Source organism: Neolewinella antarctica (assembly GCF_011927835.1).
Taxonomy (GTDB): domain Bacteria; phylum Bacteroidota; class Bacteroidia; order Chitinophagales; family Saprospiraceae; genus Neolewinella; species Neolewinella antarctica.
Genome location: NZ_JAATJH010000002.1, coordinates 1,061,248 through 1,086,284 on the forward strand (window position 1 = coordinate 1,061,248; position 25,037 = coordinate 1,086,284).

General features: G+C 56.9%; 20 protein-coding genes. 9 read left to right on the top strand and 11 right to left on the bottom strand.

Annotated elements, in window-relative coordinates; genetic code table 11:
• Positions 1 to 20: 20 nt before the first annotated feature.
• A complete protein-coding gene (locus tag GGR27_RS09460) occupies positions 21 to 1,397 on the bottom strand; it encodes a peptidylprolyl isomerase (protein WP_168037169.1) in 1,377 nt (458 codons plus the stop codon).
• Between the two features lie 4 nt (positions 1,398 to 1,401).
• On the opposite strand from GGR27_RS09460, the gene GGR27_RS09465 reads away from it, so the two are divergent.
• Positions 1,402 to 1,551, top strand: coding sequence for a hypothetical protein (locus tag GGR27_RS09465; RefSeq protein ID WP_168037170.1), 150 nt, complete (start codon positions 1,402 to 1,404; stop codon positions 1,549 to 1,551).
• 192 nt (positions 1,552 to 1,743) lie between these two features.
• Here GGR27_RS09465 and GGR27_RS09470 read toward each other — a convergent pair whose 3' ends face one another.
• The gene (locus GGR27_RS09470; RefSeq protein ID WP_168037171.1) at positions 1,744 to 2,604 is read right to left on the bottom strand and encodes a hypothetical protein; all 861 of its coding nucleotides are present in this window, start codon (positions 2,602 to 2,604) and stop codon (positions 1,744 to 1,746) included.
• Positions 2,601 to 4,679 (bottom strand): peptidylprolyl isomerase, encoded by a 2,079-nt coding sequence (locus tag GGR27_RS09475; protein WP_168037172.1) that lies wholly within the window; start codon positions 4,677 to 4,679, stop codon positions 2,601 to 2,603. Before GGR27_RS09475 ends, GGR27_RS09470 begins: the two co-directional genes overlap by 4 nt.
• Before the next feature lie 313 nt (positions 4,680 to 4,992).
• On the opposite strand from GGR27_RS09475, the gene GGR27_RS09480 reads away from it, so the two are divergent.
• The 4 genes from GGR27_RS09480 to GGR27_RS09495 all read left to right on the top strand — a co-directional run bounded on the left by GGR27_RS09480 (position 4,993) and on the right by GGR27_RS09495 (position 7,808).
• Positions 4,993 to 5,436: a hypothetical protein gene (locus GGR27_RS09480; protein WP_168037173.1), complete on the top strand. Its 444-nt coding sequence runs from the start codon at positions 4,993 to 4,995 to the stop codon at positions 5,434 to 5,436.
• Positions 5,437 to 5,569: 133 nt separating this feature from the next.
• On the top strand, positions 5,570 to 6,595 hold the full coding sequence (trpS, locus tag GGR27_RS09485; RefSeq protein WP_168037174.1) for a tryptophan--tRNA ligase: 1,026 nt from the start codon (positions 5,570 to 5,572) through the stop codon (positions 6,593 to 6,595).
• A gap of 20 nt (positions 6,596 to 6,615) precedes the next feature.
• The gene (gene xseB / locus GGR27_RS09490; protein WP_168037175.1) at positions 6,616 to 6,801 is read left to right on the top strand and encodes an exodeoxyribonuclease VII small subunit; all 186 of its coding nucleotides are present in this window, start codon (positions 6,616 to 6,618) and stop codon (positions 6,799 to 6,801) included.
• A gap of 140 nt (positions 6,802 to 6,941) precedes the next feature.
• The gene (locus tag GGR27_RS09495) at positions 6,942 to 7,808 is read left to right on the top strand and encodes an SDR family NAD(P)-dependent oxidoreductase (RefSeq protein ID WP_168037176.1); all 867 of its coding nucleotides are present in this window, start codon (positions 6,942 to 6,944) and stop codon (positions 7,806 to 7,808) included.
• Here the strand turns inward: GGR27_RS09495 and GGR27_RS09500 are convergent.
• Positions 7,805 to 8,662 (bottom strand): SDR family NAD(P)-dependent oxidoreductase, encoded by an 858-nt coding sequence (locus GGR27_RS09500; RefSeq protein WP_168037177.1) that lies wholly within the window; start codon positions 8,660 to 8,662, stop codon positions 7,805 to 7,807. The two genes, GGR27_RS09495 and GGR27_RS09500, sit on opposite strands and share 4 nt — an antisense overlap.
• Positions 8,663 to 8,730: 68 nt before the next feature.
• The gene (locus GGR27_RS09505) at positions 8,731 to 9,813 is read right to left on the bottom strand and encodes an NAD(P)-binding domain-containing protein (protein ID WP_168037178.1); all 1,083 of its coding nucleotides are present in this window, start codon (positions 9,811 to 9,813) and stop codon (positions 8,731 to 8,733) included.
• A gap of 128 nt (positions 9,814 to 9,941) precedes the next feature.
• On the opposite strand from GGR27_RS09505, the gene GGR27_RS09510 reads away from it, so the two are divergent.
• Genes GGR27_RS09510 through GGR27_RS09520 form a run of 3 tightly spaced genes read left to right on the top strand, consistent with a single transcriptional unit; the run spans position 9,942 to position 11,803 of the window.
• Positions 9,942 to 11,027, top strand: a complete 1,086-nt coding sequence (locus GGR27_RS09510; RefSeq protein WP_168037179.1) for a beta-ketoacyl-ACP synthase III — start codon at positions 9,942 to 9,944, stop codon at positions 11,025 to 11,027.
• Positions 11,028 to 11,078: 51 nt separating this feature from the next.
• Positions 11,079 to 11,336 carry a UPF0175 family protein gene (locus tag GGR27_RS09515; protein ID WP_168037180.1) on the top strand — a complete coding sequence of 86 codons (258 nt, stop codon included), beginning with the start codon at positions 11,079 to 11,081 and terminating at the stop codon, positions 11,334 to 11,336.
• Positions 11,324 to 11,803: a DUF3368 domain-containing protein gene (locus tag GGR27_RS09520; protein WP_168037181.1), complete on the top strand. Its 480-nt coding sequence runs from the start codon at positions 11,324 to 11,326 to the stop codon at positions 11,801 to 11,803. Before GGR27_RS09515 ends, GGR27_RS09520 begins: the two co-directional genes overlap by 13 nt.
• On the opposite strand, the gene GGR27_RS09525 is transcribed toward GGR27_RS09520, so the two are convergent.
• Complete coding sequence (locus GGR27_RS09525) at positions 11,798 to 13,102, bottom strand: bifunctional folylpolyglutamate synthase/dihydrofolate synthase (RefSeq protein WP_168037182.1); 1,305 nt, start codon at positions 13,100 to 13,102, stop codon at positions 11,798 to 11,800. The two genes, GGR27_RS09520 and GGR27_RS09525, sit on opposite strands and share 6 nt — an antisense overlap.
• Before the next feature lie 88 nt (positions 13,103 to 13,190).
• Here GGR27_RS09525 and GGR27_RS09530 point away from each other — a divergent pair, with 88 nt between their 5' ends.
• Positions 13,191 to 13,511 carry a tetratricopeptide repeat protein gene (locus tag GGR27_RS09530; protein WP_168037183.1) on the top strand — a complete coding sequence of 107 codons (321 nt, stop codon included), beginning with the start codon at positions 13,191 to 13,193 and terminating at the stop codon, positions 13,509 to 13,511.
• A 112-nt stretch (positions 13,512 to 13,623) separates the two neighbouring features.
• Here GGR27_RS09530 and GGR27_RS20440 read toward each other — a convergent pair whose 3' ends face one another.
• The 5 genes from GGR27_RS20440 to GGR27_RS09555 form a co-directional block, all read right to left on the bottom strand.
• Entirely contained in the window at positions 13,624 to 17,400 is a 3,777-nt protein-coding gene (locus GGR27_RS20440; protein ID WP_168037184.1) for a DUF5722 domain-containing protein, read from the bottom strand.
• A 99-nt stretch (positions 17,401 to 17,499) separates the two neighbouring features.
• The gene (locus GGR27_RS09540) at positions 17,500 to 21,264 is read right to left on the bottom strand and encodes a DUF5722 domain-containing protein (protein WP_168037185.1); all 3,765 of its coding nucleotides are present in this window, start codon (positions 21,262 to 21,264) and stop codon (positions 17,500 to 17,502) included.
• Between the two features lie 213 nt (positions 21,265 to 21,477).
• Positions 21,478 to 21,957, bottom strand: a complete 480-nt coding sequence (locus GGR27_RS09545) for a hypothetical protein (RefSeq protein ID WP_168037186.1) — start codon at positions 21,955 to 21,957, stop codon at positions 21,478 to 21,480.
• Between the two features lie 214 nt (positions 21,958 to 22,171).
• The gene (locus tag GGR27_RS09550) at positions 22,172 to 24,109 is read right to left on the bottom strand and encodes a DUF4139 domain-containing protein (protein ID WP_168037187.1); all 1,938 of its coding nucleotides are present in this window, start codon (positions 24,107 to 24,109) and stop codon (positions 22,172 to 22,174) included.
• Between the two features lie 56 nt (positions 24,110 to 24,165).
• Entirely contained in the window at positions 24,166 to 24,999 is an 834-nt protein-coding gene (locus GGR27_RS09555; RefSeq protein WP_168037188.1) for a glutamate--tRNA ligase family protein, read from the bottom strand.
• Positions 25,000 to 25,037 lie beyond the last annotated feature (38 nt).

A 25,037-nucleotide genomic window follows, 5' to 3' on the forward strand; every position in this document is an offset into this window, starting at 1 on the left:
CGACCAACCCAAGACTCTTCCTACGGCCGCACCCCGACCTGCCGGCTATCCGCCAGCCAGTCCTGAACTGCGGGGCACCCGTGGTACCGCTCGTCGACGCTGATGAAGGTGGTACCGATCTTTCCTTCGATCCAGTCGCTCAGGTATGATTGCTGCTTGGCCTGCTTGGTCGCGGTTTGAATTTTGGCGTAATCCTGCGCGAGCGTGGCGCGGTGGGGCTGCGTCCGACTTTGCAGCTGGACCACGCGCAGTAGGTTATCCCCGCTCGGGCCCCGGTATTCCATGACGCCACTCAGGCTGTCGAGCTCCATGTCGTCGATCGCAAAGTAAATATCCGGGTCGAGGTCGCCCGTTTCGAAAAAGGTGTTGCCGCTGACGCTGTTGGTCATGCGCCCGTCGTTGTTGTAGCTCTGCACCTTGTCGTAGCCGAACCGCTTGACGGCGTAGCTGAAATTGAAGGTGTCGATCTTGACGAGCGTGGCGACGCTGTCGAGGAAGCTGCGGGACTTTTCAATGTCTTCTTCCGTCACTTCGGGCCGAATCAGAATGTGACTAACGCGAATGGTGTTGCCCCGCCGCTCCTTGAGCTTGATGAGGTGGTAGCCGAATTCCGATTCCACCACGCCACTCATCGTGCCCGGGTCGAGGTTATAGGCGGCGGCTTCGAAGGCCGGCACGAACTTTCCCCGCTTCGTCCAACCCAGGTCGCCACCGCCTTGCGCGGAGCCGTCCTGGCTGTACTTTTTTGCGGCATCCTCAAAGGTCATTTCGCCGGTGTTGATCATCTCCGCGATGCCCTCCAATTTTTCGATAGTTGTCTTCTTAGTGGCTTTGTTGGCGATCGGTAGGACGACGATCTCGCCGATTTCTACTTCCGAGTTGAAATATGGCAGGCTATCCTGCGGGATGTCGGCGAAAAATTTCTTCACCTCGGCGGGCGTCACTTTTACTTCACGGACGACCGTGCCCCGCATCCGGTCCACCAAAATCTGCTCGCGCAAGTCTTCCCGGAACTGCTCCTTGGTGGCCGTGATGGACTGACCGTAGTAATCTTCGAACTGGTTGATGTCGCCGTTCATGTAGCTCAGGATGCGGTCGATCCGCGCGTTCAGCTGCGACTCGACTTCGGCGTCGGTGATTTCGATACTGTCGAGCTTCGACTGGTTGTACAGCAACTTACTCACCAGGACCTGGTCCAGGATCTGACAGCGCGCGCTCGCCGGTAGGCTATCGTTGGACTGACTCTCCGATAGGGCGAACTGCTCTTCCAGGTCCGACAGCAAAATATACTCTCCGCCAATTCGGGCGATCACCTGATCGATCACGGTCTGCGCGGTGGCCACGTAGCTAAAGGTGACCAGGGCAAGGGTGCAGCAGAGAGAAGAGATAAATTTCATACGGTTGGGGTTTGTACGCGGGCGCAAAGGTACGGAATCTAACATCGCTTTTGCCCGGGTCGAGGGCCGCTGGTCGCGCTTCAGCACCGGTAGCGCTTTCGCCTGGGCTAAGGATCTCTGGCCGGACTTCAGCATCAGGGGCGCTTTCGCCTAGGTTGAGGGCCTCTGGCCCGAAGGCAACAGTGGTAGCGTTACCGTACCCCCGATCGCTATCGGAGTTCGGGCCAGAGGCCCTCGACCTACGTTAGCATAGGACACGTTGAATTGGGCCGGGGTTGGTTGCCACATTTGCCCAACACTCCCAAATCCATCATTGATTTACGCTCAGTCAAAGTGCCGACACTCATTACTCCTCTAGGGAAAAAACTTCCACGTTTTTCTTCCGTAGTTCCCGCTGGTAGATGTCTTCCCGCGCCTGTTCCAGCACGTCCAGCTTCCGGTTCTGAATCATCATACTGCGCGCTTGATCCTCGACGTAGCTCAGCGGAGCGACTTCGAGGCGGGGCTTCACTTCCAGTAGGCGGTAGTAGTAACGGTAACTTCCTTCCTGGAGCGAAAATTCTTTTTTATGGTTGACGTTCTTAACCGTCAGCACGCCCTTGGGCAACTGCGTGATGATGTCGTCGAGGCTGTACCAGTCGTCGGGTTTCAACAGCGCTACCTCGGCGAAGCGTTCGCCGTAATTGGCCAGCGCCATGGTGTCGGTAATCTTGCCGTTGTTCCACAACGCCTGCAGTTCCGCTTCTTCCTGTAGGGGGTAGGGGACGCGTAGCAGGAGACAGCGCACGATGGGCCGCTCCAGCAAGTACCGCTGCTTATTTTCTTCGTAATAGGTGGTGAGTTGGTCCTGCGTGATCGCGCTGTCCAGTTTAGCCCCGACGAGGGCTTCTTCGTAGTGGCTACTCACGAGGCTGGCCCGGTAATCGCGCACGAGGCGGTCGATGTTGAGGTCGGCCGGCAGGTTGCGTTCGGCTTCCCATTCCATGGAGGCGTCCTTCGTCCAGCGGCTCGCGAATGACTGCACGATGAGCTGGCTATCCTGCCGCGTGGCGTCGCGCGGGAACATGCCGGAGAGCTCGGAGAGGCGCAACTCCTTCTGGTGGACGCGGGCCACGACCTGGTCGCCGAGGTTTTCTTCGGCGCTGTCGCAGGATGCCAGGGAGAATACCAAAAAGCAGAGTAGAATGGGCCAGCCGTGTCGTATCACTGGATGATTTTATTCAAAACGCGCTTATTGATTTTTACTGGGTACTCCGTCCGCAGCTGCTCTACCCACCGCCGTTCTAGCTCGTCCTGATAATCGGCAATCACGTAGCCACGGGCTTCGCTCAGCTCCTTGCGCGCGGCGGGTACGAGGCTTTCGACCTTGTAAAAGGTCGACGTCCCGTCCCGCAAATCATTCTTAATCATACTGACGCTACCGACTTCCGGCTTGAGCATCTCCATGTCTGCCAGGCGGTCGTACTCGTACTTATCGGTGGTTATCTCGATGGCATCCGTCCTGAATTTGGTGGTTACCGCCGCAGGGTCGTTGGATTTCGTAAAGTCAAGCACTTGATTGACGTCGAGGTCAGCTTTGGTACTAACGACGTACCTGCTCACCTCGGCCCGCTTCTCCCACTGGTAGTCGTCGCGGTGGTTTTCGTAGAAACTGGCCAGGCCGCTGGTGTCGTCGGTGGCCTTGTCCCAGACTTCCAGCTTAGTCGCCTCGAAGAGAAGAATTCCTTCCCGGTATTCCCGCATCAGGGCGGCAAAATCGGGGTAGTCTTTTTCCAGGCGGCTTTCGGCGTACTTGATGGTTTCCTCGTCGAGCCAGTCGCCGTAGAGCTGATCGACTACGCTGGCCGTGGTGGCTTGCGAACTGCGGGCGAGGCCGGTGCGCAGGCGGCTGTTTTTGAGGATGAACTGCTGGAAGTCCGCAACGGTCCCCCGTTGGCCACCGTCCATGGTGTAGAGCACGGGGTTTTCCGTCGATTCCGTCGGTTCCCAGCGTGCACCGGCAAATTGAACGTCGTCGAGGCTAGCGGTGAAGGCCCGTAAAGCAGGTCTTTGCTCCACCAAGTTTGCGTCCTTTCTGGTACGGTCCAGCAGCCGTTTTTTTGCGTCGGTAAAGCGGGGGTCTTGCTTGATCTTACCTTCCAGCAAGGGGCGAACGTCATCGAGGGGAAGGGCTCGCCGGCGAAAAACGCGGCGGATGAGGTGGTAGCCAGCTTGCGTCTCGACTACGTCGCTAATGGCTCCGTCGGTGTCCAGCGCAAAGGCTGCTTGCTCGAAAGCGGGGTCGTAAAAATTAATGCCGAAAAAGCCAAGATAACCGGCGTTGTTCTTCGTTTCGCGATCTTCAGAAAGCTCGGCGGCGACGCGGGCAAAATCTTCCCCGGCGTCGATCATGGCTTTGGCCTCCTGCATCTTGGCGGGGACGGGGCCGCCCATCGGTGTGCCTTTTTCCTTGCGAACCAGTACGTGACCGACTTCCATTTCACCGTAAGCGGGGCGTTCGCTGAGTTTCGTGGCCAGGTGGTAGCCGCTGGAGGTTCGGATGGGGCCGATGATTGTGTTGGCCGGGCTTGTGTACAGAGCGGCTTCCAGGTTTCCGAGTCCTTTGGGGAAGGGTGCGTTTACGAAGCCAACGCGGCCGCCCCGCGATTTGGAGTAACCGTCGTCGCTCAGTTCCGCCGCTTTGGCCGCGAAGTTTTCGGGCGTAACGTCATTTTTCACGCCAGCTACCTTAGTGAACATAGCCAGGGTATCGGCCGGCGTGGGTTGGCCGGTGAATTTGAAGAAAATGTGGCTGAACTCAACGTCCTTTTGCTGGCGCTCGTACAGTTGCTCGACGAGCTTGTCGGTGACCTGGCGGTCGATGATGTAGTTGTCGGCGAGTTGTTTGCGGTAGCCTTCGAGTTCACGTTGGAGGCTGGAAATCGTGTCGAGGCCCATGGCGCGGGCGCGGGCGACTTTGAGCTTGAAGCGCTCGTAGAGGTCGAGGTACTCCTGGACGCTGGCTTTGCTGTAGTCGGCCTCATCACCGTTACTTTTTGCGTAAATGTATTTGAACTCTCCGACGGTGACGTCCGTGTCATCGACGGTAAAGAGTACGTCGGAATCAGCCTGGGCGGTGAGGGCGGCGGCGGTCAGCACGAAAGCGGCGGTGAGGTAAAGCGTTCTGAGTAAGGGCATAGGACGACGGGTAACGTTCATTCGAATGGAATTTGGCGCGCGGAGACGAAGACGGCGCGCCAGGTAGAAAATGTACGCAAAAGTAACTTTTTCCGGTGAGGACATATTGCGCCGGATTTTAACGCTTCGTTAGCTGGTGTCGATTGTCCAACTACATCGCTACCCCACATAAAACTTTGCACCCGCGACGCGTAGCTAGTCCCGCACTTAGTCGGGGCGACCGCGCCGCTAGTCCCACACTAATTTCGTGCGACCACGCCCAACTCGCGCAGCTACGTGCTCGGGGCCTACGTACCGCCGACAATCATAAATTCCTTAAGAGACCGACCGCACGGCCGTTAATGGCGCGCTAAAGTCTCTAAACGTCAGCAAAGGATCGCCGTAAAACACGATTTTAGGAGCACAAAAATCCAGCACCGTGCAACGAATCATCCTAACCTACCTAATAACTAGCGCACTCCTAACCACCGGCTGCTCCATCCAGGACCAAGTCGCCAACCGCGAAGACCGACTGATCGGTACCTGGGTGATCGACCGGGCCGTTTTCGACGAGGACGGCGCGTTGTTCAACACCAACGTGACCGATGAGTACGCGGGCGATGAAGTGGTCTTTTATCCCGACGGCACGGTGGAGTATTTCTCCGGCGATGGCCGATTTTTCTCCGGCCCGTGGTTCCTCGACGCCCTGCGCGACCTCGACGACGACGTAGAATTCACCCTCGACGCTGACTTTTTCCTCGACAGCGGCGTACTGGCTTTCCGCTGGTCGGGGACGATCCAGAAACTGACCAACAACAACTTCAACCTGAACGTCCCCGAAGTGGACGGTACGCTGCGGCTGCGCTGGGACAAAGTGGACTAGGCCGACCATTTTGGCGAAAATCGGCTTACCGGCGACTGGTCGATTTGCGTATACCCGACGGCTGGGCGCGTGGTCACGAAAGTTTGTTCCGTAGGTAACGGGCAAACATCGCCACCGCTTACCTTTGGCCCCCATGAGTAAGAATAATACCATCCTTTCCGGCATCCAACCCACGGGCAAGCTGCATTTTGGCCGCTACTTCGGTGCCGTGGAGAATTGGATCCGCCTGCAGCAAGAATACGACTGCCTGTACATGGTCGCGAACTACCACGCGATGTCGATGCCGTTCGACGGTAAAAAGCTCGCCGAGCAGAGTTGGGACATCTGCTTCAACCTGCTGGCCTGCGGCATCAAGCCGGAAAATCTTTTCCTGCAAAGCCTCGTCCCCGAACACACGGAACTGGGTTGGATTCTGAACTGCTTCACGAGCTACGGCCAACTGTCGCGGATGACGCAGTTCAAGGACAAAAGCTCGCGCGATGACGTAGCGGGCGACCAGGGGTTCATCTCCGCCGGTTTATTCACCTACCCCGCCCTCCAGGCGGCGGACATCCTCATCTATAAGGCGGGGATCGTGCCCGTCGGTAAGGACCAGGAGCAGCACCTCGAACTGACGCGCGACATCGCCCAGCGTTTCAATAACTTCGCGGGCAAAGAATTTTTCCCGATCCCGGAAGGGCTGTACACCAAAGTGCCGAAAGTGATGAGTACCGCCGACCCCGATCGGAAAATGAGCGCCAGCCTCGGTGACAAGCACAACATCGACGTTTTTGCCGATGAGAAGCGTATTCGTAAGCAGGTGGGTTCCGCCGTGACGGACAGCGGATCGACGTCCCCAGTAGCTAGCGGAGAGGGCATGTCGCCCGGAGTGAGTAACCTCTTTAGCCTGCTCGATGCTAGCGGGAATACAGAAGCCCACGCCTCCCTCCTGCAAGACTACGAACAGGGTTCTTTGCAGTACGCTGACCTAAAAAAGGAAGTCGCCGACGGTTTGGTTGCTATCTCTAGTGAAATCCGCAACAACCTCGCCGAGCTTAAAAAAGATCGCAAAGCCGTCAAAAATCAGGTCAAACAGTCTTCCTACGAAATCCGCAAACGCGCCCAGGAAACGCTCCGGGAGGTGAAGGACATTTGTGGCCTGATGAACGTTCGCTTCTAATATCCCCTAACCCCCAACAAATGACCTACCAGGAAGCCGTCACCGAACTGGAGCAAATTCTCGCCCAACTGCAGGAAGTCCCCGCCGATATCGACCAACTCCACGCGCGCATCGCCCGTGCCGAATCACTCGTAGCCGCCTGCCGGGGCAAACTACGCGGCGTAGAAGAACAGCTCGAAGAACTACAAAAAACGACCGAGGCTTAGCGTACAGAGAGAAATTGACGAAGGAAACCCCAAACCTCTGCATCCTTTTACCAATTTTCACACTTAATCCCCAGACCCCAGACCCCAGACCCCAGACCCCAGACCCCAGACCCCAGACCCCAGACCCCAGACCACCAAAAATGTCCAAAATAGCCCTAGTAACCGGTGCCAGCTCCGGAATCGGCCTCGCCACCGCGCAGGACCTCGCCGCGCGCGGCTACAAGGTGATCGTCCACGCGCGGTCGGCCGACAAGGCCAACACAGCCGTGCGGACGATTTTGCAACGGTCGCCCACGGCGGATCTGCAGGCGGCGTTTGCGGACTTGAGTAGCCTCGGTGACATCCGACAACTGGTCGATCAGATTCGGAGCCGGAACAAGCGGCTGGACGTCCTCATCAACAACGCCGGCGTCTGGAATTCTAAACTGGAGCTAACTGCCGAAGGCCACGAGAAAACCTTTGCGGTAAACCACCTCGCCCCGGTTTACCTGAGCCACTTACTGCTACCCTTACTGCACGCTTCGGCGGAGCCCCGCATCATTATCGTCGGGTCGGATAGCCACAAACAGGTGAAGGGGATGGCTTTCGACGACGTCAACCTCACCAACAATTACCACGGGCTGCGGTCCTACGCGCAGAGTAAACTGGGCAACGTACTGTTCGGCTACGAATACGAACGCCGACGGCCAGACGAGCATTTCCCCGCCGTGTACGTCGTGCAGCCGGGTTTGGTGCAGACGGACATCGGCCTGAAGGGGAATACGTGGTTGCACGGCATCGCCTGGAAAGTGCGGCGGCGGATGAGCGGTAACAAATCTCCGGCGGAGGGCGCGGCCACTAGTATTTACCTGGCTACTTCACCCGACGTGCAGGGGCAGTCCGGACTCTACTGGGACGATTCCGCACCGAAGAAAAGCTACTCCAGCTCCTACGACCGTGACGAAGCGCAAATTCTCTGGTCCGTGACGGAAGAAATGCTGGGCATCGAGTTCTTTGATCTGGGTTAACCGACCGGTACGTTTTGCTCGGTGCGCACGTCCGCTTCTTCCGGCTGCGGCGCCTCCCGGTACTTGGAAAACAGGCGCTCCAGGATGCGCATCTTCACGCCGCGGGGGACGACGTAAGCAAAGCCGAGGATCGCCCGGACCAGCAAACCGGGCCGGATGACGTCCTTGTTCTTCAGGAACCCGGCGACCGCGCCGGGGGCAATGTCTTCCGGCATCGTCACCAGCACCTTTGCGAGGTTCCCCATGGCTTCGACGCGCTTTAGCCCATCCTCGTTCGTGATGACGGGCCCGGGGCAGAGCACCGTCACGCCGACGTCGTAGTACCGTAGTTCCTGACGCAGCGCGAGGGAATAATTATAGACGAACGCTTTGGTGCCAGTGTACACCGTTTTGTAGGGGAGGGGGAGCGTCGCCTCCATGCTACTCATGTTCATGATTCCGCCCCGTTGCTGTTTTAGTAGCGGTAGTAGGGCTAGCGTTAGGCCCACCATCACTTGGTTATTGAGTTGCATCATGGTGAGGTACTCCGCCCAGGGCGTGTGCTCAATCAGGCCGCCCCGTCCGAAACCGGCGTTATTAATGAGGTACTTAAGTGGTACGCGCCGCTCCTCCAGCGTACTGACTACTTCACCGATTGAGGTAGCAGCGGTCAGGTCTAATCCGATGGTTTCGAAAATAGCCCCCGGGGTGGAACGTAGTTCTTGCCGCACATTTTCTAGGTGCCGGTCGGGTAGGGCGACCACTACGACGGCTAGTCCCCGTCGGCTGCATTCCAGCGTCAGTGCCCGGCCAATTCCGTGGCTACCGCCGGTGATCAGAACCCAGTCTTTGTTGGTCGGAAGGTGTTTGTTCATAGTGTGTGTCCTCGTGGGTAAAGGTACTCCTTATGGTGTCTCCTTCCGGCCACCGTGGGGGTAGGGCGTTAACCCAACAGCGCGGTAATTACTTCTCCGGCATCTTTCCCGACCCCGCCCAGCAGGGAGGAACTGGGGCGACGCAGGTTTTCTAGCCCCAGGAACGCTACGGATTTATCGACCGTACTGATGCCGCCCCGGTGTGCCGGGTCGCCCGCGCCATCGAGCAGCTCGGGCGGTAGGAATGGGTAATGATTGCGGTACCCGGTGCACCAAATGACGATGCCCCGGTGGCCGGGGGTGGGCCAAGGGATTAGTTCCTGGTAGGTTTCGTCGGCGGTACGCAAACGCAGACGGCCGTCAGAATATTCCTGCAGGTGATGGGGTTGGCGATCGATCGTGGCGGGCAGCGGTTGCTCCCCAACGGTGACGATTCCTTTACCGTCGGGGGCAAGTAGCTTTCCGGGGAATTGGTCCGTGCGCAGTGACATGGTGCCGGACGCGTAGAGCCAGAAGTAAATATCTTTCCCCAGCAAGGTCCGCGGAAGATTACTGACCTTTGGCCCCAACAAAGTCACCTTTGCACCCGCGTCCGCGCATAACCTGCTGAGTTGTTGGCCACTGGCACCCGCACCGACGATGAGCACCGAAGTGGGTCCGTTGATTAGCGCTTCGACGCTGGTCACTTCCGAGGAGTGTAACTCTTTGACGTACTGAGGAAAAGTATTGCTGACTTGTGCTGGAATGTAGGCATCCTTGTAAGCGCCGGTCGCCAGGAGCAAGTTCTTCGCTTCGATAACTTCCGTGCTCGTTTCGATCCGCCAGTAACCACCCCGCGCCGCTGCTTTTTTGGCGCTGACGCAGGTGCAATGTAATTGGATGGGGAGCGAGAAATGAGTGGCGTACGCTTCCAGGTAATCCGCCGCTTCGAGTCGGTCGATCAACTTCCTGTCGCCACCCGGAGGGGTCAGGCCGGGTAATCGGTTGTAACGCTGCGGCGTGAATAACTCCAGCCCTTCCCAACGCTTCCGCCAGCTATCGCCGACCCGCGCGTGAGCGTCGATGACCAGGAAATCTTTCTTGGCTTGTTTAAGGTAGTAGGCTGCGGCGAGGCCCGCCTGCCCGGCCCCGACGATGAGCGTATCTAACATATTAAAACTGGCTTTGGGGAGACAACGTAAGCCATCCCCGTAGCAAAAGGTTGCTCCGCGATGAACGGCCCAGGGGTCATCACAAAATAACTTACCTTCGCGGCCTTACCATCTTTCAACAGCAACTCATGCCGCTTAGCACGATTACCGGAATTGGCCACTACGTACCCAAAAATATCGTTACCAATAAAGACCTCATGGAGGTCATGGAAACGAGCGACGAATGGATCCGCGAACGGAGCGGCATCGAGGAGCGTCGCTACATCGACCGCACGAAAGAAACCACCACCAGCCTCGCCGTCGAAGCGAGCTTGAACGCGATCAAAGACGCCGGAATCGATAAGAACGACATCGACTTCATCATCTTCGCCACCCTCAGCCCTGATTACTACTTTCCCGGTGCCGGCGTTCTTCTGCAGCGCGAACTCGGCATTGCCGGCACGGAGATTGCCGCGCTCGACATCCGCGCCCAGTGCTCCGGTTTCGTCTACGGCCTGGCTACGGCCGATAACTTCATCAAGGCCGGTACCTACAAAAAGATTCTGCTCGTCGGCGCCGAGGTCCACTCGGTCGGGCTCGACTTCACCACCCGGGGCCGCAATGTTTCCGTGCTGTTCGGCGACGGGGCCGGTGCCGTGATCGTGGAAGCGACGGAGGACGAAAGTCACGCCGTGCTGGCCACGAGCATGCACTCCGACGGTACCTACGCTGAAAAGCTCGCCTACATGTACCCCGGCGCGCACGGCGGTTACTTTCTGGACAAGTACGCCATCGAAGGTTTTGACGTAGACTACAACTTAGAGAACACCCCCTACGGCGGCGTTTTCTGGAACCAGGACATGCTGGATAAGGCCCGCATTTTTCCCCACATGGAAGGCCAGGCCGTCTTTAAAATGGCCGTAACCAAGTTCCCGGAAGTCATCAAGGAGACGCTCGAGAAGGCCGGCCTGGGCGTGGAAGACCTAGACATGCTCATCCCGCACCAGGCCAACCTGCGTATCAACCAGTTCGTGCAAAAACTGATGGGCTTGCGCGACGACCAGGTGCACAACAACATTCAGAAATACGGCAACACGACGGCGGCGACGATTCCTATCTGTCTAAACGAAGCTTACCGCGAGGGGCGGATCAAGAAGGGCGATACGGTGGTGCTGGCGGCATTCGGTGCTGGCTTTACGTGGGCGGCGGCGGTGTTGAAGTGGGGCAAGGACTAAATGCGCAACTAGTCTGAGGCTTAGCTCGTTACCTGTAGAAATCATCAAACTATGTCAGCCACGACACTCAGTGAGTTTAGCGTACGTACGGGTTGGACCGAAGAAGAAATTCGGCTGGAGTTAGCCTGCGCCGCTTACCGCGATCAACGGTTGAGTTTTGGAAAGGCTAGAAATTTTGCTGGGTTAAATCATTTGGAATTTCAGCGTGCCTTGGGTGCGCGGAAGATACCGCGTAATTACGGTATCGAAGAGCTCAAGGAGGACTTGGCAACTATCGAAAGAATCAAAGATGAGCCGTGGGTATTGTAGTCAGTGACACCACCGTAATTACGAATCTGTTACAGGTAGGGCGTTTAAATCTATTAAGGAGTTTATTTGGTACGGTGATAATTCCAAATGCGGTCAAAACTGAACTCGATGCGATGCATCTTCAAGAATTGACCACGACGAGTAGCGATTGGTTAACCGTATATTCAGAAAAATTACTTGACATCGAACTGGTCGATGCAAGTTTAGACAGCGGCGAGCGGGAGGCCATCGCGCTTTCACTCGAACACAACGCGAACTTACTTGTCATTGACGAACTCAAAGGGAGAAGAGTAGCGGAGAAGCTTGGTATCGAGATAATCGGAACGATAGGTATTTTGCTCCTAGCTAAGCAGCGGGGCAAAATTGAGCGGGTAGCGCCCGTAATTCGTGAGATGATTTCCAACGGCTTTTGGGTTAGTCCAGCTCTTCTTAAGCAGGTATTGATCAGCTGTAACGAAGCTTCATAATACCTCCGCCACCGTAAAAATGCTCCCCCCCACAAACACCAACTCCTCATCCGTAGCCTCCGCCCGCGCCGCCGCGTAGCCTGCCGCAACCGAGGGGTAAGCCTGACCCACCAGGCCGAATTCTTTTCCTTTTTCTTGTAATTCCGTCGCTGGTAATCCACGTGGAATATCCGCTTTAACGAAGTAGTAGCGTGCCGCCGGTGGTAACAGGGTCAGCACCTTACCGTGGTCCTTATCGCTCACCATACCGAGGACGACGTGCAGCGGCCGGTTATAGCTCAGGAGCCAGGGAATAGTTTGCCGAAGCCCGTCCTCGTTGTGGGCGCTGTCGGCTAGGCAAAGAGGGCCATCACCTTTGGAAAGGGTTTGAAAGCGGCCGATGTAATACGTGAGTTCTCCCAATCGTAACCAAGCGGTTTCTAGTTCCCGAAAATCCATTTTATAAAGTCCGCGTTCCGCTAATTCAGCTAACGAAACTAGTGCCGTAATCATGTTTTCTCGCTGCGTAGGGCTTTGCTTAAGACTGCCGGGGGAGAACGGGATCGGTTGCGGCTCGCCATGCGCGTAGAGATGGTAATCGGAATCGGTAGACGGTTTAGCTGGTGGGGTGGGGCGCCATTCGTAGCTGTCTTCCGCAAAGTTCAGTGTGGTACTGTTGTCGCTGGCTTTCCTAGTGTAAACCAACGTCGTTTCCGGCTGGCGCTTACCGACGACCACCGGCACACCCGCCTTAATGATGCCCGCCTTCTCACCCGCAATTTCCGGTAAAGTCTCTCCGAGGAACTGCGTATGATCCAGCCCGATGTTGGTGATGACCGAAAGGATCGGCGTAATGATGTTCGTGCTGTCCAGCCGTCCGCCGAGGCCAACTTCCACCACGCAAAAGTCCGGTGCTTCCCGCGCAAAGTAGTCGAAAGCCATCGCCACGGTGATTTCAAAAAAGCTGGCATCTACCGATAACCCCGCATCCCGCAACCGTGCCGTAAAATCGATCACGTCCTGCTCCGGAATGAAGGTCCCGTTAATTTTGATCCGCTCCCGAAAATCCTTATAGTGCGGGCTCGTGTACATCGCTACCCGGTAACCCTGTTGCTGCAAAGCGGCGGCGATCAGGTGGCAAACCGTCCCTTTGCCGTTCGTCCCCGCCACGTGAACGCACGGTAACCGCTCGTGGGGGTTGCCCAGCCAGTCGAGTAATATTCGGATATTCGTCAAGTCCTTCTTCATCGCCGCCGCGCCCTGGCGCTGGAACATGGGCAATTGCGTAAATAGGTAATCAAGCGTTTCTGGATAGGTCATGGTCGATCTATTGGGCGGTAGTATCTTGCGGCCGCAAATATGCACCCACTAATTGGAAGACTCCAGACCGTAGACTACAGACCATAAAATGAGCCGCAAAGATCAGATTATCTCCTTATTAACCGGGAGCCCCAACGACTCCTTCCTTCTCTTCGCCCTCGCTAAAGAACACGAAAAAGCGGGCGCGGACGCGGGTGCCAGGGAAGTGTACGAGCGCATCGTCAGCGAGCACCCCAACGACCCCGGCACCTACTACCACCTCGGTAAACTTCTCGAAAAAATGGGCGAGCCGCTCACTGCGGACCAGATTTACGCCCAAGGCATCACCACGACGAAGGCCCTCGGCGAGACCCACCACATGCGGGAACTACTTGGCGCGCGATTGGAACTCGGGGTGGAGGAAGAGTGAATGGGTTTAGGTCTGAGGTCTAGGGTCTGTAGTTTTTAGTCACTACAGATCACAGACCACAGACCCTAGACCAAAGACTCTAGAACACAAACCCTAGACCACAGACCAAACCTTACCGCAGAACAAGCTTACCACTAACAACCGTCCCATCCCGAGCAATAGCCCGCAAAACATACGCGCCTTCCGGCACATTTCCGAGGGCTAACTGGCCAGATTCTCCGGGCAGATCCACCTCGGTGACCCGGCCCGTTGCGTCGATGAGTTGCAACTGTTCCGCAACGAAGTTACCCGGTAAGCGGAGGGTGACAATTCCGCTGCTCGGATTCGGTGATATCGATAATTCCTGCGTCAATTCACCAAAGTCGATCCGTCGTACCGGAGAGGTCACCGCTTGGCCATCAAAGTCAGTCTGTACAATACGGTAGTAAGAAGTTCCGCGCAGTGGATTTGGGTCCGTCACTTCGTAGTTCTGGGGCTCCATGACCGGCCGGGCGGCCACTTCGGAAATGGTCGCAAAGGCTAATCCGGTAGCGGAACGTTGTACCGTAAAGCCAGCGTTCTCCTTTTCTGGGGAAACGGACCAAATAAGCCGGGCCGTCTTCGTCAGTGCTTCTGCGGTGAACGTTTGCCACTCTACCGGAAGCGAGCAGAGGTCGACCGCAACGTCGGTTGGCCCGGTTACGGACACTTGTTCCTTAGCGGCGAGATTGCCGTCAACGAACACTTCGTACGCTTGGTCCACGTTGGAGGCCACGTTGTAGAAATTGACGCTGCCATTCGGTTGTGGCATTCTCCGCTCGCCGTTAAAACTGACCATAGTTTCCATCGTTGGGTCGTAACAAGAGATTTCCATGGTAACGGGGTAGGGCGTCGTCTCGCTAGCAAAATTAAACTGGATTTCCGACCACTCCGCAATGCCAATGGTGGTTTTGTAAGGATCAAACGTGCCGGATTCGTTGGCCGTGCCGGCGTCGGCCCAGACTTGCCAACTCAGTTTTTTGGTGTCGAATTCTCCACGCGTACCGGGCGCCGTCGTCCAGAGACCGAATAAAATACCCTGCTCGGTAGGAAAGTCGACCCAGCGCTGCAGGTGGATGGTTTCAATGGCCGGTAAGCGTTTATTCTCCGCCTTTTTCCAGAAGTAGGCGACGGCCGCCGCCTGGTTGGTCTCGCTACCGCCGGCCAGGGCGGGGTTGGAATTGAAACCGTTTTCACTCAGCATGATGGTGCGCACCTTCTTACCGTTGTAGAGGCGGTCTTTCTGGCGCACGAAGGCATCGATCACTTCGATGTTGCGCGGGGTAATTTCCGGGGTGAGAAAGTCGAGGCGGGTGCGGGGGATGGGGTCGTTCCAGACGCGGGGGTCGGTGAGGTTAGTCGGGTAACTGTGCCAGGCGATGCCCCATTCGTAGTCCCCCTCTTTCTTGGACAAATCGGTAAGCCGGTTGAGGATATCTAAGCCCCTGAAGTTCTCGTTACTGCCGGGCTTGCTGTTAAAGTGCTTGGTGTGGCTGGTAAATACCTTAAAGGTCGGGTTGTGCTTGCGCGCGGTGAGGTACACGAGGCGCATGGAGCGGTCGTATATCTGCACGTAAAGATCAACGGGTTTCTCGCCGGCGTGGGTCCATTCCGTGTGGGCGTCCACTTCGTTGTGGATGATGAATTGAGTAACCCTTCCGTAGAGACTATCGGGCCGGCTGTAGCGTTTGGCCAAAAAGTCGACGTAAGCGGTATAGTACTCCACGCCTTCGGCGGAAGTGACGTTGGCCATGCTGTACAGGCCGGTGCGCGCATCCGGGTGGGTAAAGATGTCGCTGATGAATGCCGGTACGTTGTTGAGGGGGCACAGGATGGTGAGCGAGGTTTTCATGCTGGCGTCCGTCAGGAGCTTAACCCGCTCGTCGAGGCCGTTGATGAAGTTGGGGCTTACTCCGTACGTTTTGTTGTTGAAGCGGAAGGTCATCCCGGTGGTGTCCCGCCGGTAAAGACCGTGCAGCAGCAGGCCGATACGGTGTGCCTTCACGTCGAGGTCTTCGAGGTCGAAGAACATATCCGTGTTGTCGTTCTTGAGCCCTTCCAGACCCTTGAGGGCGTTCTGTTTGTCTTCGGGCTGGTTGTTGTTGGCGATTTTTACAATGCCGGTCGGCCAACGCATTAGGGAAGCCAGCTCGTAACGGTCGTTACCAAGCGGAGTAGCCACGGCCCACCGGGAGTAAAGCCGGTCGCGCTGGCGGCTGATGCCGTTCTCAATGAGGGCCACGTAACGGTCGAGGGTTTGCTCGTACGCACCGCCTACCGGGGTGAGTGAAAGTGCCGTGATAAAAGTATCGAGGTTAAATCCGTACTGCTCCGGTAGGATCTCCACCAAAAACCTGGCGCCCGCGTCCGCGCCCACCGTACCCCCGATCGTTACCTCTTCCATCGTCACGTCAACGGCGGCAACGGAATCGGGATAATCAGCGGCCAGGTAAGCCAGGAACTCCGCATTGTTGCGGCGGCTACGCAGCTTATCGCTGTCCTCCTCCGCTACCACCTCGGCGGCGGTTGGCTTGCGCAAGGTGATGTTCCGAATCAAAAAAGTCTTCTCGTCGGTGGTGGATTCTCTTCGGCCAAAATCAAACCGGAAATCCGTCCAGTCGCTATCCGCAAAGTTATCGGATTCGAGGCGGGTATTGATGGTGTAGGTCGTCCAGGTAGCGGCCGCGGCAACGGGGAGGGTCGTGAAACTCCTCACACCGTTCGGGGGCAGGCCGTAGAAAATCTGCAACTCATTGTACTCGGCGGACGCCTGATATTCAAACTCCAAAATGTAGGTGGAGTCGGTGTCGTAGCGCTCCGTGATTTGCTTGCTGCGGATCCAAGGGTCGGGGCCCGTCGTCGTGAGGGTGTAGCTACCCGGTGCGTCTTCCGTTGCGTTTAGGTTGCCGCTCGTTAGCGCGGTATTTAGTTCGACACTGACGGTTTCAACCAAGACCGGTGCGAGCTTGCGTTCCGCGTTGGTGGGTTCGCGCAGTACTAGGTTGCTGACCTGAATATCGAGCCCCGCCGTGGTGCCGAAATCGAACCGGAAGGTTTCGAAAAATTCCGTCCATTTGCCCACCGCGTCCACGTTTAGTAAGGATTTAAAGTTAGTGCGCGTGGCTGCGGCGGGCAACCGGCCGTAATCGATGGCCCGGGCGGGGTTGGGCTCACCGTAAAATATTCGCAAGTCATTAAGCCCGCTGGTGGAAGTGTAGTCGAATGACAGCACGTAAACTGAATCCGGATTGTAAACGGTAGTAATCGTCTCCGTCCCGACCCAGGGGTCTCCACCACTGGTCGTGATGTCATAGTTGTTCGCCGTGGGTTCGGTCACGGTAATGAAGGGGCTCACGTTGGCGGGGTCGAGCCGCAGAGAAATAACTTCGGTGGCCGTCGGCGCCCGCAGCTGTAAATTCCTCAGGGTTATTTCCTGGCCGCTGGAATTGCCAAAATCGAACCTGAAATCTCGGTAGGCCTCGTCCCAGGTTGCCGCCTCAATCTTCATGAACGCTTTGAACGTCCGGTAACTAGTTGTGGCGGATAGGCTGCCGAAAGTCACCGACCGGGCGCCCGCAATTGGGGTCCCGTAATAAATCTGGAGCCCATCGAGCCCGTCCGCGGCAACGTAGTCGAAGCTGATGACGTAAACTTGATCCGGGTCATAACTAGCGGCCGGAAGTTGAACGCTGCGGATCTTAGGGTCGGCGCCCGTACTGCTTAGTACGTAAGTACCGGTAGGGCTTTCGGTGACTGACAGCTGATTTGCCGTAGCCACGTCTAACGCAAGCGGAATGGTTTGCGCCTGCAGGCTAAGTAGCGGTAGTGCTAGGACCAGGCAGCAGAGATTGATTCTTTTTAATATCGACACGGTCTTAATTTTTGTACGGGTAAACCCCTTCCCCCGGAGGTGTCTCCGGGGGAAGGGGTTTACTAATTGTGAGTTCATCAGATAAATACGGGTACGGACCTAGCGGAGAACCACCTTGCCCGTAAGCAGCGCGCCATCAAGCGCAACGGCTCGCAGCACGTAGGTGCCCGTAGCGGTGATGGGGAGCCGCACGTTGCGGTCTCCGGTCGCAAAGGCTAGCTCGCTTACGCGGCCGAGCGGGTCAATCAGTTCCAAACGCCGTAATTCAAAACCGGCGGGAAGCTCCAGACGAATCAGCCCAGTCGTCGGGTTGGGGAATACCGTGAACGTGCCCGGGGTACCGCTGAACTGAACCCGGCGCACCGGTGAGACGGTACTTTGCCCGTCGAAGTCAGTCTGGATGATGCGGTAATAATTGTCTCCGGTAATCGGCGTCCGGTCGGTGTAGGCATAAGCCTGGTCGTTCGGGCTGATGCTGGCGGCCACCCGGCCGAGGGCGGACCAATTGGCTCCGTCTGCTGAGCGTTCTACGGTGAAACCATCGTTGTCGTCCTCAAAACTCGTCGTCCAATCGAGCGCGGCAAATTTCCCCCGCGCACCGGCCGAAAAGCTGAGCCAACTGACGGGTAAACTGCAAAGGCTCAGGGTCGTATCCGTCGGGCCGGTGACGTCGAGGCGGCCGCTGGCCAGCACTTCTCCATCCCGGCTAATTACGTAAGGCTGCGCTACGTCGGAGGCTACGTTGAAGTACTGGAGCATGCCGTTAGCGTCCGGGATCTTTTTCTCCCCGTTGTAACTCATGACCAGCGTCGTCGGGTCACCCGGGCAGTTGATGGCAATCTCGGCGGGGTAGGGCGTAGTCTCCGAAGCGACGGTAAACTGAATTTCGGACCAGTCGGAAATGCCAACCGTATCGAGGTACGGGGCGAAAACAGCCTCCTCCTGGGGCGTGCCGGCGGCGTCCCACACGAACCAGCCTACTTTCTTCTCTTCAAAATCACCGCGCGTGCCCGGCTTCGTTGTCCACAGGCCGAAGAGAATGCCACCCTCGGTGGGGAAGTCTACCCAGCGGTGTAGCTGGATGTTTTCGATGGAGGGCAACCGGTTGTTAACCGCCTTTTTCCAGAAGTAAGCCAGTGCCGCGGCTTGCTTGCCGGGGCTGGAGTTAGGTGAATCCGGGTTAGAATTAAAGCCATTCTCACTCAACAGGACGGTCCGGATTTTCTTGCCGTTATAAAGCACGGATTTCTGGCGAACGTAGACGTCGATCATCTCCAAGTTGCGGGGTGTGATCTCGGGCGTCAACAGATCGAGGCGGGTGCGTGGGATGGGGTCGAGCCAGACGCGGGGGTCGGCCAGGTTGGTCGGGTAGCTGTGCCAGCCAATGCCCCACTCGTAGTCACCTTCCTTGGTCATCAGGTCGGTCAGGCGATCCAGTACGTCGACGGAACGGAAATTGCGCGAGTCGCCGGCGATGCTATTCCAGTGCTTGGTGAAGGTGGTAAATACCTTGGCCGTCGGGTCGTGCTTGCGGATGGTGTAGTGGACCAGGCGCATGGACCGGTCGTAAATCTGCGTGTACAGGTCGACGGGCTTTTCACCAGCGTGCGTCCAGTCGGTGTGGGCGTCCACTTCGTTGTGGACGATCCACTGATCGAGACGGCCGTAAAGACTATCCGGACGGCTGTAGCGCTCGGCCAAAAAGTCGGTCATGGCGGTGTAGTACTCCACGCCCTGGGCGCTGGTGACGTTGGCCATGCTGTAGTTGCCTAAGCTGGCGTCCGGGTGGGTAAATAGCGTGCGGACCGTATCACTGATCTGGTTTAAGGGAACCAGGTACACCAGCGTCGTCTTGATGTCAGCGTCCGTCAGGGCCTTGATCCGCATGTCCAGGCCATTAACAAAATTGCGGTTGACCCCGTATTTCTTGCCGTTGAACACGTGGGACATAGTTGTCGTATCTAAACTGAAAATTGCCTGGATCAGCAAGTTGATCTTCATGCTCGTGATCTCCAGGTCTTCCAGGTCGCTGAACATGGACATACTGCCGGGAGTCAGGCCGTCGATCCCCTTCAGCGTCCGCGCTTTGTTTTCTTCACGGTTGTTGATCGCGGCGTCGAGAACGTCGGTCGGCCACTTCATGAAAGAAGTCAGGACGTAGGTGTCGGCTCCGGTTTGCTCGGCCACCGCCCAGCGGGAGTATATACGGTCGCGCTGCCGGCTCCGTCCGTTCTCGATAAGGTCGACGTAGCGGGGTAGGGTCGCTTCCCACCGTCCGTCGGTTACCGTGAGCGGCAGCACGGTGGCAAAGGTGTTGCGGTCAAAACCGTACTCCTCCGGTAGCACTTCGACTAGGAAACGGGACCCGGCACCCGCGGCCCCGCCCAGGGAAACGTTCTGCATATCTACGTTGACGGTATTGACGGTGTCGAGGAACGTCTCGGCGAGGTAAGCCAGAAACGCATCGTTGGCTTTCCCGCTACGAATCTTGTCGCTGTTCTGCTCGATAACGACTTCCTCCGCCGTCGGCTTGCGAATGATCAGGTTGCGGATATTGAAAGTCTTGGAAACAGCGGGGTCTTCACCACGGCCCAGGTCGAAACGAAAGTTAGTCCAGTCGCCGGTCTGAAAGTTATCGACCAGTAATTTGGGGTTGATGGTGTAGGTCGTCCAGTCGGCCGCCGCCGGGATGGGCTCGGTAGTCAGCGCGAAATTGCCGTTAATCGGCGGCCCGTAGAAAATCTGCAGTTCGTTGTAGTCACCCGTAGCCTTGTAGTCAAACTCGAAAATATAGGTTTCGTCGGTATCGTAGCCGATGGTAACGGGCTTCGAGCGAATCCACGGATCGGGGCCGACGGTAACCAAATCGTACTCCAGTGGAGAAGGCTCGGTGGCGGTGAGAAAACCGCTGGTGAAGTTGACGTCGAGTTCGAGCACGACGGTATCGGCGGGTGGCGTGACGAGTTTCCGCTCCGCATTAGTGGGCTCGCGCAACAGGAAGTTGCTCACCCGGATGTTCAACCCGGCCGCGCTGCCGAAGTCGAAGCGGAACTGTTCGTAGAACTGGTCCCAGTTATTTACTTCGGCTTTAAATACGGTCGTGAAGGTCCGCGTGGCGGCGGTTGGGGCAATGGCACCGTATTCGATCTTGCGCTGCGGCGACGGTGGGTTACCGTAAAAGATCTGATAGTCATTTAATCCGCTGGTGGTCGTGTAGTCGTACGAAAGCACGAATACGGAATCTGGGTTGTACACCTCACCGATCACCGTGCTGCGTACCCACGGGTCTCCGCCGGTAGTGACCACGTCGAAACTGCCGTCGCCGTTGTCGGTGACCGTAGCCGCGCCACTACTTGCGACCGGATTTAGCGTGAAGGGAATGACTTCGCGGTCGGTTGGCGCACGCAGTTCCAGTTGGCGGACGGTAATGTCCTGCCCGCTGGTGACCCCGAAGTCGAAGCGAAAGTCGGTAAAGGAGGCATTCCAGTTGGGCGATTCGATTTTCATGAACGCCTTGAAGGTGCGGTAGGTCGGTGCTTCCGGCAAGCTGCCAAAGTCAATGCGCTGGGTACCATTAATGGGCGGGCCGTAGAATATCTGTAGGTCATCCAGCCCGGCGGGGGCGAGGTATTCGAAGCTGAGCACATAGACCGTTTCCGGGTCGAAGGTGGTGGTAAGTTTGGTGGCACGGATGCGTGGGTCACCGCCGATGGTGTTGATCACGTAAGTGCCGGTGGGGCTTTCGGTGATCGTCATGTCGTTGCTCGTAGCGAGGTTCAGCTCAATCGGGATCGTCTGGGCGCGGACGCCGGTGCAAAGTAAGATAAGGATGAGCAGAGAAAGAAAGTACGGTTTTGTTTGCATTAGGCAAAATTTTGAGTTGTTTAACCCGCCTAAGTTCCTCAGTAGTTGCGGAGGGAGTATCCTGTACCGTAGGGGCACGTCCGACAAAATCTTCTACCGACGTGCTTTCCTGCCCCGTAAGTAGAGCCACGATTATCTCCCATAAAAAAAATGGACACCCCGCTACCGTGCGGAGTGTCCATTTTTGAGCATAAAGTTTGAACCGGGGGAGATTTACACCGCTAATTCTCGCAGAGATTCTTCCAATCGGTCCACGTCCCGGCAACCAATAAAGTAGCGGGCACCGTCGGTCATCAGAATTGACAAGCCGTTCCGCCCACTCAGGCTGAACCTCCGCTCGCTCGACGCGAGGTGGCTACCGTGGTTGGGGGCCAGGGGATGAGTCTTGATCACTTCGTACTCGGCCACGTTCTTCCACTTAATCTTACGCGATTTACCGTGAAACGGTGTCATTTTGAACTTGATCACTTTTTCACTGACAACTAGCTTCATTTTCATTCGGTAAAGAAAATACAGAATGCCGCCGACGATGAGCGCAGCACCCGCGTACACCAACGCCCAGTTGTGATTGGCCGATTCGGTGAATGCGTTAACCCCGGAGGCAATGAGCAGTGCGAGTAATGTTAAGGAGAGGAGACCGATGGTGATGATTTCTGAAAAACCACTTTCCTCCCGGTATAATTTGTTAGCCATGGTAGTATTTTTTGCCCGGGTGCCGGGGTTACGATTGTTGGAATTGGACTTAATCAGTGTATTCTTCGAAACATTCCGAGCCACACCCAATTCTACTGGCCGCCAATAACGACCACCTTACTAACAACAAAGATAGGTCATTTAGTTTACGTGGAGTTAACATTGGGTTTACTTTGTCTTCACCAAGGCGTAATCCTGCCATTCGTGGCGTAGACTATTCGAGTTGCAAGCGCATCGATCGTGGGTGCTTGACGACGTACCCAAATTCATCCCGCCACTCCACATTCGATGCCACGTTCACGCGCCAGGTGACAAACCCGGTTTTATCGTCCAGGGCAGCCTGACTGCTAACTTCCGGCGTCACGTCGACCTGCTCGTCTCCACTGACGGGCACTTGATCTTTAATCACCAGCGTAATTGCCTGCTGCTTCTTATTACGCACGGATATGGTGTACCCCCGGCTTTCACTCATCTTGCTACCGAAGAAGTTGCGCGCTCGGTAGTCGTCCGTCTCTTCTCGGTTGATAATAACGTTCGGGTCGCGACCCAGACTAAGGTTCAGCGTATCACTCGTGTTATCCACGTCAAGCTGGGATACGCCCAGGTAGGTGCCTTCGAAGAACAAATTAACCTGGCCGGTCAGAAAATCGTATTGCTCCCAGTTCGTGACGGACGCCGTCAAAAATGCAGCCTCCTCGTACTTGGGTACGCTAAAGTGCGTGTAGGTGGCGGGTAGTTCGTAACGCTGGATGTCTACGTCGCGCGCTTCCCCGTCGCTCGGGATGGTGTAGGGCAGCTCGATGTCGAAGTTAACCGTGGTTGCTTTCCGTACGGTAGCGACCGGGACGGGGGCAGACGCAGCGGCGGGAGGAGCTACTTGCACGCCGGAAGCGCGACCCGCTAACTCATCGGATTGATTTTTTTCGTTCCTACGCTGATTGCGCTTACTTGACCTTCCGCGCGCGGCACCCGCGTAACCCGTGACGACTACTTCCTCCAACTGCCTGGCTGACTCAGATAATACTACGTCCAGGCGTGGTGACGCGATTTGTACGGTTGTCGTTTCGTAACCCGTGTAAGAAACGGTCAATTCCGTAGCTTCATCCGGTAGGTCCAATTGGTAATGACCATCAATGTCGGTCACGGTTCCGATGGTTTTCCGCCGAACCAATACGGAAGCACCAATCAATGGCATCCCTCCCCGCTCGGTTACGTAGCCCGCCACGGTCTGATAGCCAAAATTCGTGGCCGCAACGGTGTTTGGTCGGTAAGTGGGTGGGCGGCTGCCGTTCGTGAGGCGCCACGTCGACAGGGTGGGGGCGAGGGCCGACGCCTGCGGGTCGCCCGTGCTGAGAGTAAGGCGGACGTCCGTCCAGTCTTCGCCGCTGGACTGCATCACCTTGGCGCGGTAGCGGAGGTCTACCGGGCGGGAAATATCGGTTACCCGCACGTCGTAGTGGGGCGTCCAGCTGGCGTTGGGGACTAAGTAAGTCAGGGTGAAATCGCTTTGCGTTGCGCGGTCTGCTTCAGTGACGACGATGACTTCGGCGGTGGTTTTTACCTTGCTTTTCTCGCCGGCTTCCACTACTTGGCGACGTAGCGCGTCCTGTTTCTCGTCGATGGTCTCTAGTTCGTCGGTAATTTCCAGATAAAGCGTGCGGATGGCGGTCAGGCGTTCCCGGTGGAAAGTAACGGTCGCGGCGAGTTGTGCCGCGTCCAGTCCATTTTCGTCACCGGCGACTTCCCGGTTGGCGGCCAGTAAAAGTTCTTCGTCCTTCGCGATCTGGTAGGCCGTCTGAAGTATATTTTTTTGCTTATCCAGGGCAGTAATTTCTTCACTTAACTTTCGCGTGGCGGAGTTGGCCTGCGGAACCGTGCCAAAATTCAGGCGGTGGCTGACGGACAGGACGGTGAAGTCATCGCCCGTAGAATTAACCTGGACGCTGAGCGGGTCGAGGTCGGTCGTCAGTCCGGTAAACACCAACGTGCGTCGGCCAGAAGGAATGTCGGTTGTGGTTCGCCGCGTCACCTGCGCGCCTTCCAGAAAAACGGTTGCCTCCTTGATTTCGGAAGAGACCTTCAAGGTGTCTTGGGCGCGGACGCCGGTGCAATGAAGTACGGTAAGCAGCAGGGGGAGTAGGATTCTGACCATGGGTTTTTTCACCGCTTGATGCGGTCACACCCAAGTTTGCACACCACTCCGTTGCACTATTTTTCTGCCGCCGACGTCCAGTCGGTCACTAGTTGTCGGACTTCCGCGATCAACTCCGCCGTGAGTTCGAGTGGGGCGGACTGGGCACCGGCGCTCTTACTGAGCTTTTTCCCACCGGCCGCCGTGACCAGTACGTGGTGCACAAAATCAATCCGCTCCAGTAGCGGTGCGTAGCCGAGTAAGTCACTAACCACCACCTGCGCCGCCGTGCTCGCCAGTAAATCCACGCCCCGCCCGACGTGCGTAATGTCGAAATGTAGGTCATCCACCGTGCAGGCGAGTTGGTAGCTAGGTAAACCCGCCTTTGTACGTACCGCAAAATCCGGTATCTCCGCGTGCAAATTTACCGTGAAGGGGGTTTTCCGGTACAGGTCGGGTATGATCACCGGCTGGTCAAGCGCGCGCGTATTTATCCGCCAGGCGACCCCCGGCGCGTCTTTCTCCACGCGGCCTTCCCGGCAACCGTAGGCGTGCTCACCCCGAACCAGTTCTTTCCGGGTGCAGGGGCAGGCGAAGACGAGCGGATGATCACGGAGTGCCGCCAGTGCAGCACTGTAAATGCTCATCCGGTGTTTTTGCGACCAGGACCGCTCAAAATCGGCCACGTCAACCGGCCCTTCGGTCACCTTCAACTCCAACTTGTGAACTACGCGGAAAATATCTTCGAGGTAAGCCGGCCGGCAGCGCGCCCGGTCGAGATCGTCGATGCGCAGCAGCGTTTCGCCAGACGGACCAGCCAGGGCCGCGTTGAGCAGAAAATTAGCCAAATTCCCCCGGTGCAGATAGCCGGATGGGGTAGGGGCGATGCGGACTTTTCGGGGGCGGGGCATGGCAGAAATTATGCACTAAAGATAGAATCAGCCCGCCG

What these genes read in the sequence shown, in the direction of transcription:
- GGR27_RS09460 (WP_168037169.1), bottom strand. Translation starts at nt 1,397, where the DNA reads ATGAAATTTATCTCTTCTCTCTGCTGCACCCTTGCCCTGGTCACCTTT.
- GGR27_RS09475 (WP_168037172.1), bottom strand. Translation starts at nt 4,679, where the DNA reads ATGTCCTCACCGGAAAAAGTTACTTTTGCGTACATTTTCTACCTGGCG.
- trpS (WP_168037174.1), top strand. Translation starts at nt 5,570, where the DNA reads ATGAGTAAGAATAATACCATCCTTTCCGGCATCCAACCCACGGGCAAG.
- xseB (WP_168037175.1), top strand. Translation starts at nt 6,616, where the DNA reads ATGACCTACCAGGAAGCCGTCACCGAACTGGAGCAAATTCTCGCCCAA.
- GGR27_RS09495 (WP_168037176.1), top strand. Translation starts at nt 6,942, where the DNA reads ATGTCCAAAATAGCCCTAGTAACCGGTGCCAGCTCCGGAATCGGCCTC.
- GGR27_RS09500 (WP_168037177.1), bottom strand. Translation starts at nt 8,662, where the DNA reads ATGAACAAACACCTTCCGACCAACAAAGACTGGGTTCTGATCACCGGC.
- GGR27_RS09505 (WP_168037178.1), bottom strand. Translation starts at nt 9,813, where the DNA reads ATGTTAGATACGCTCATCGTCGGGGCCGGGCAGGCGGGCCTCGCCGCA.
- GGR27_RS09510 (WP_168037179.1), top strand. Translation starts at nt 9,942, where the DNA reads ATGCCGCTTAGCACGATTACCGGAATTGGCCACTACGTACCCAAAAAT.
- GGR27_RS09515 (WP_168037180.1), top strand. Translation starts at nt 11,079, where the DNA reads ATGTCAGCCACGACACTCAGTGAGTTTAGCGTACGTACGGGTTGGACC.
- GGR27_RS09525 (WP_168037182.1), bottom strand. Translation starts at nt 13,102, where the DNA reads ATGACCTATCCAGAAACGCTTGATTACCTATTTACGCAATTGCCCATG.
- GGR27_RS09530 (WP_168037183.1), top strand. Translation starts at nt 13,191, where the DNA reads ATGAGCCGCAAAGATCAGATTATCTCCTTATTAACCGGGAGCCCCAAC.
- GGR27_RS09540 (WP_168037185.1), bottom strand. Translation starts at nt 21,264, where the DNA reads ATGCAAACAAAACCGTACTTTCTTTCTCTGCTCATCCTTATCTTACTT.
- GGR27_RS09545 (WP_168037186.1), bottom strand. Translation starts at nt 21,957, where the DNA reads ATGGCTAACAAATTATACCGGGAGGAAAGTGGTTTTTCAGAAATCATC.
- GGR27_RS09550 (WP_168037187.1), bottom strand. Translation starts at nt 24,109, where the DNA reads ATGGTCAGAATCCTACTCCCCCTGCTGCTTACCGTACTTCATTGCACC.
- GGR27_RS09555 (WP_168037188.1), bottom strand. Translation starts at nt 24,999, where the DNA reads ATGCCCCGCCCCCGAAAAGTCCGCATCGCCCCTACCCCATCCGGCTAT.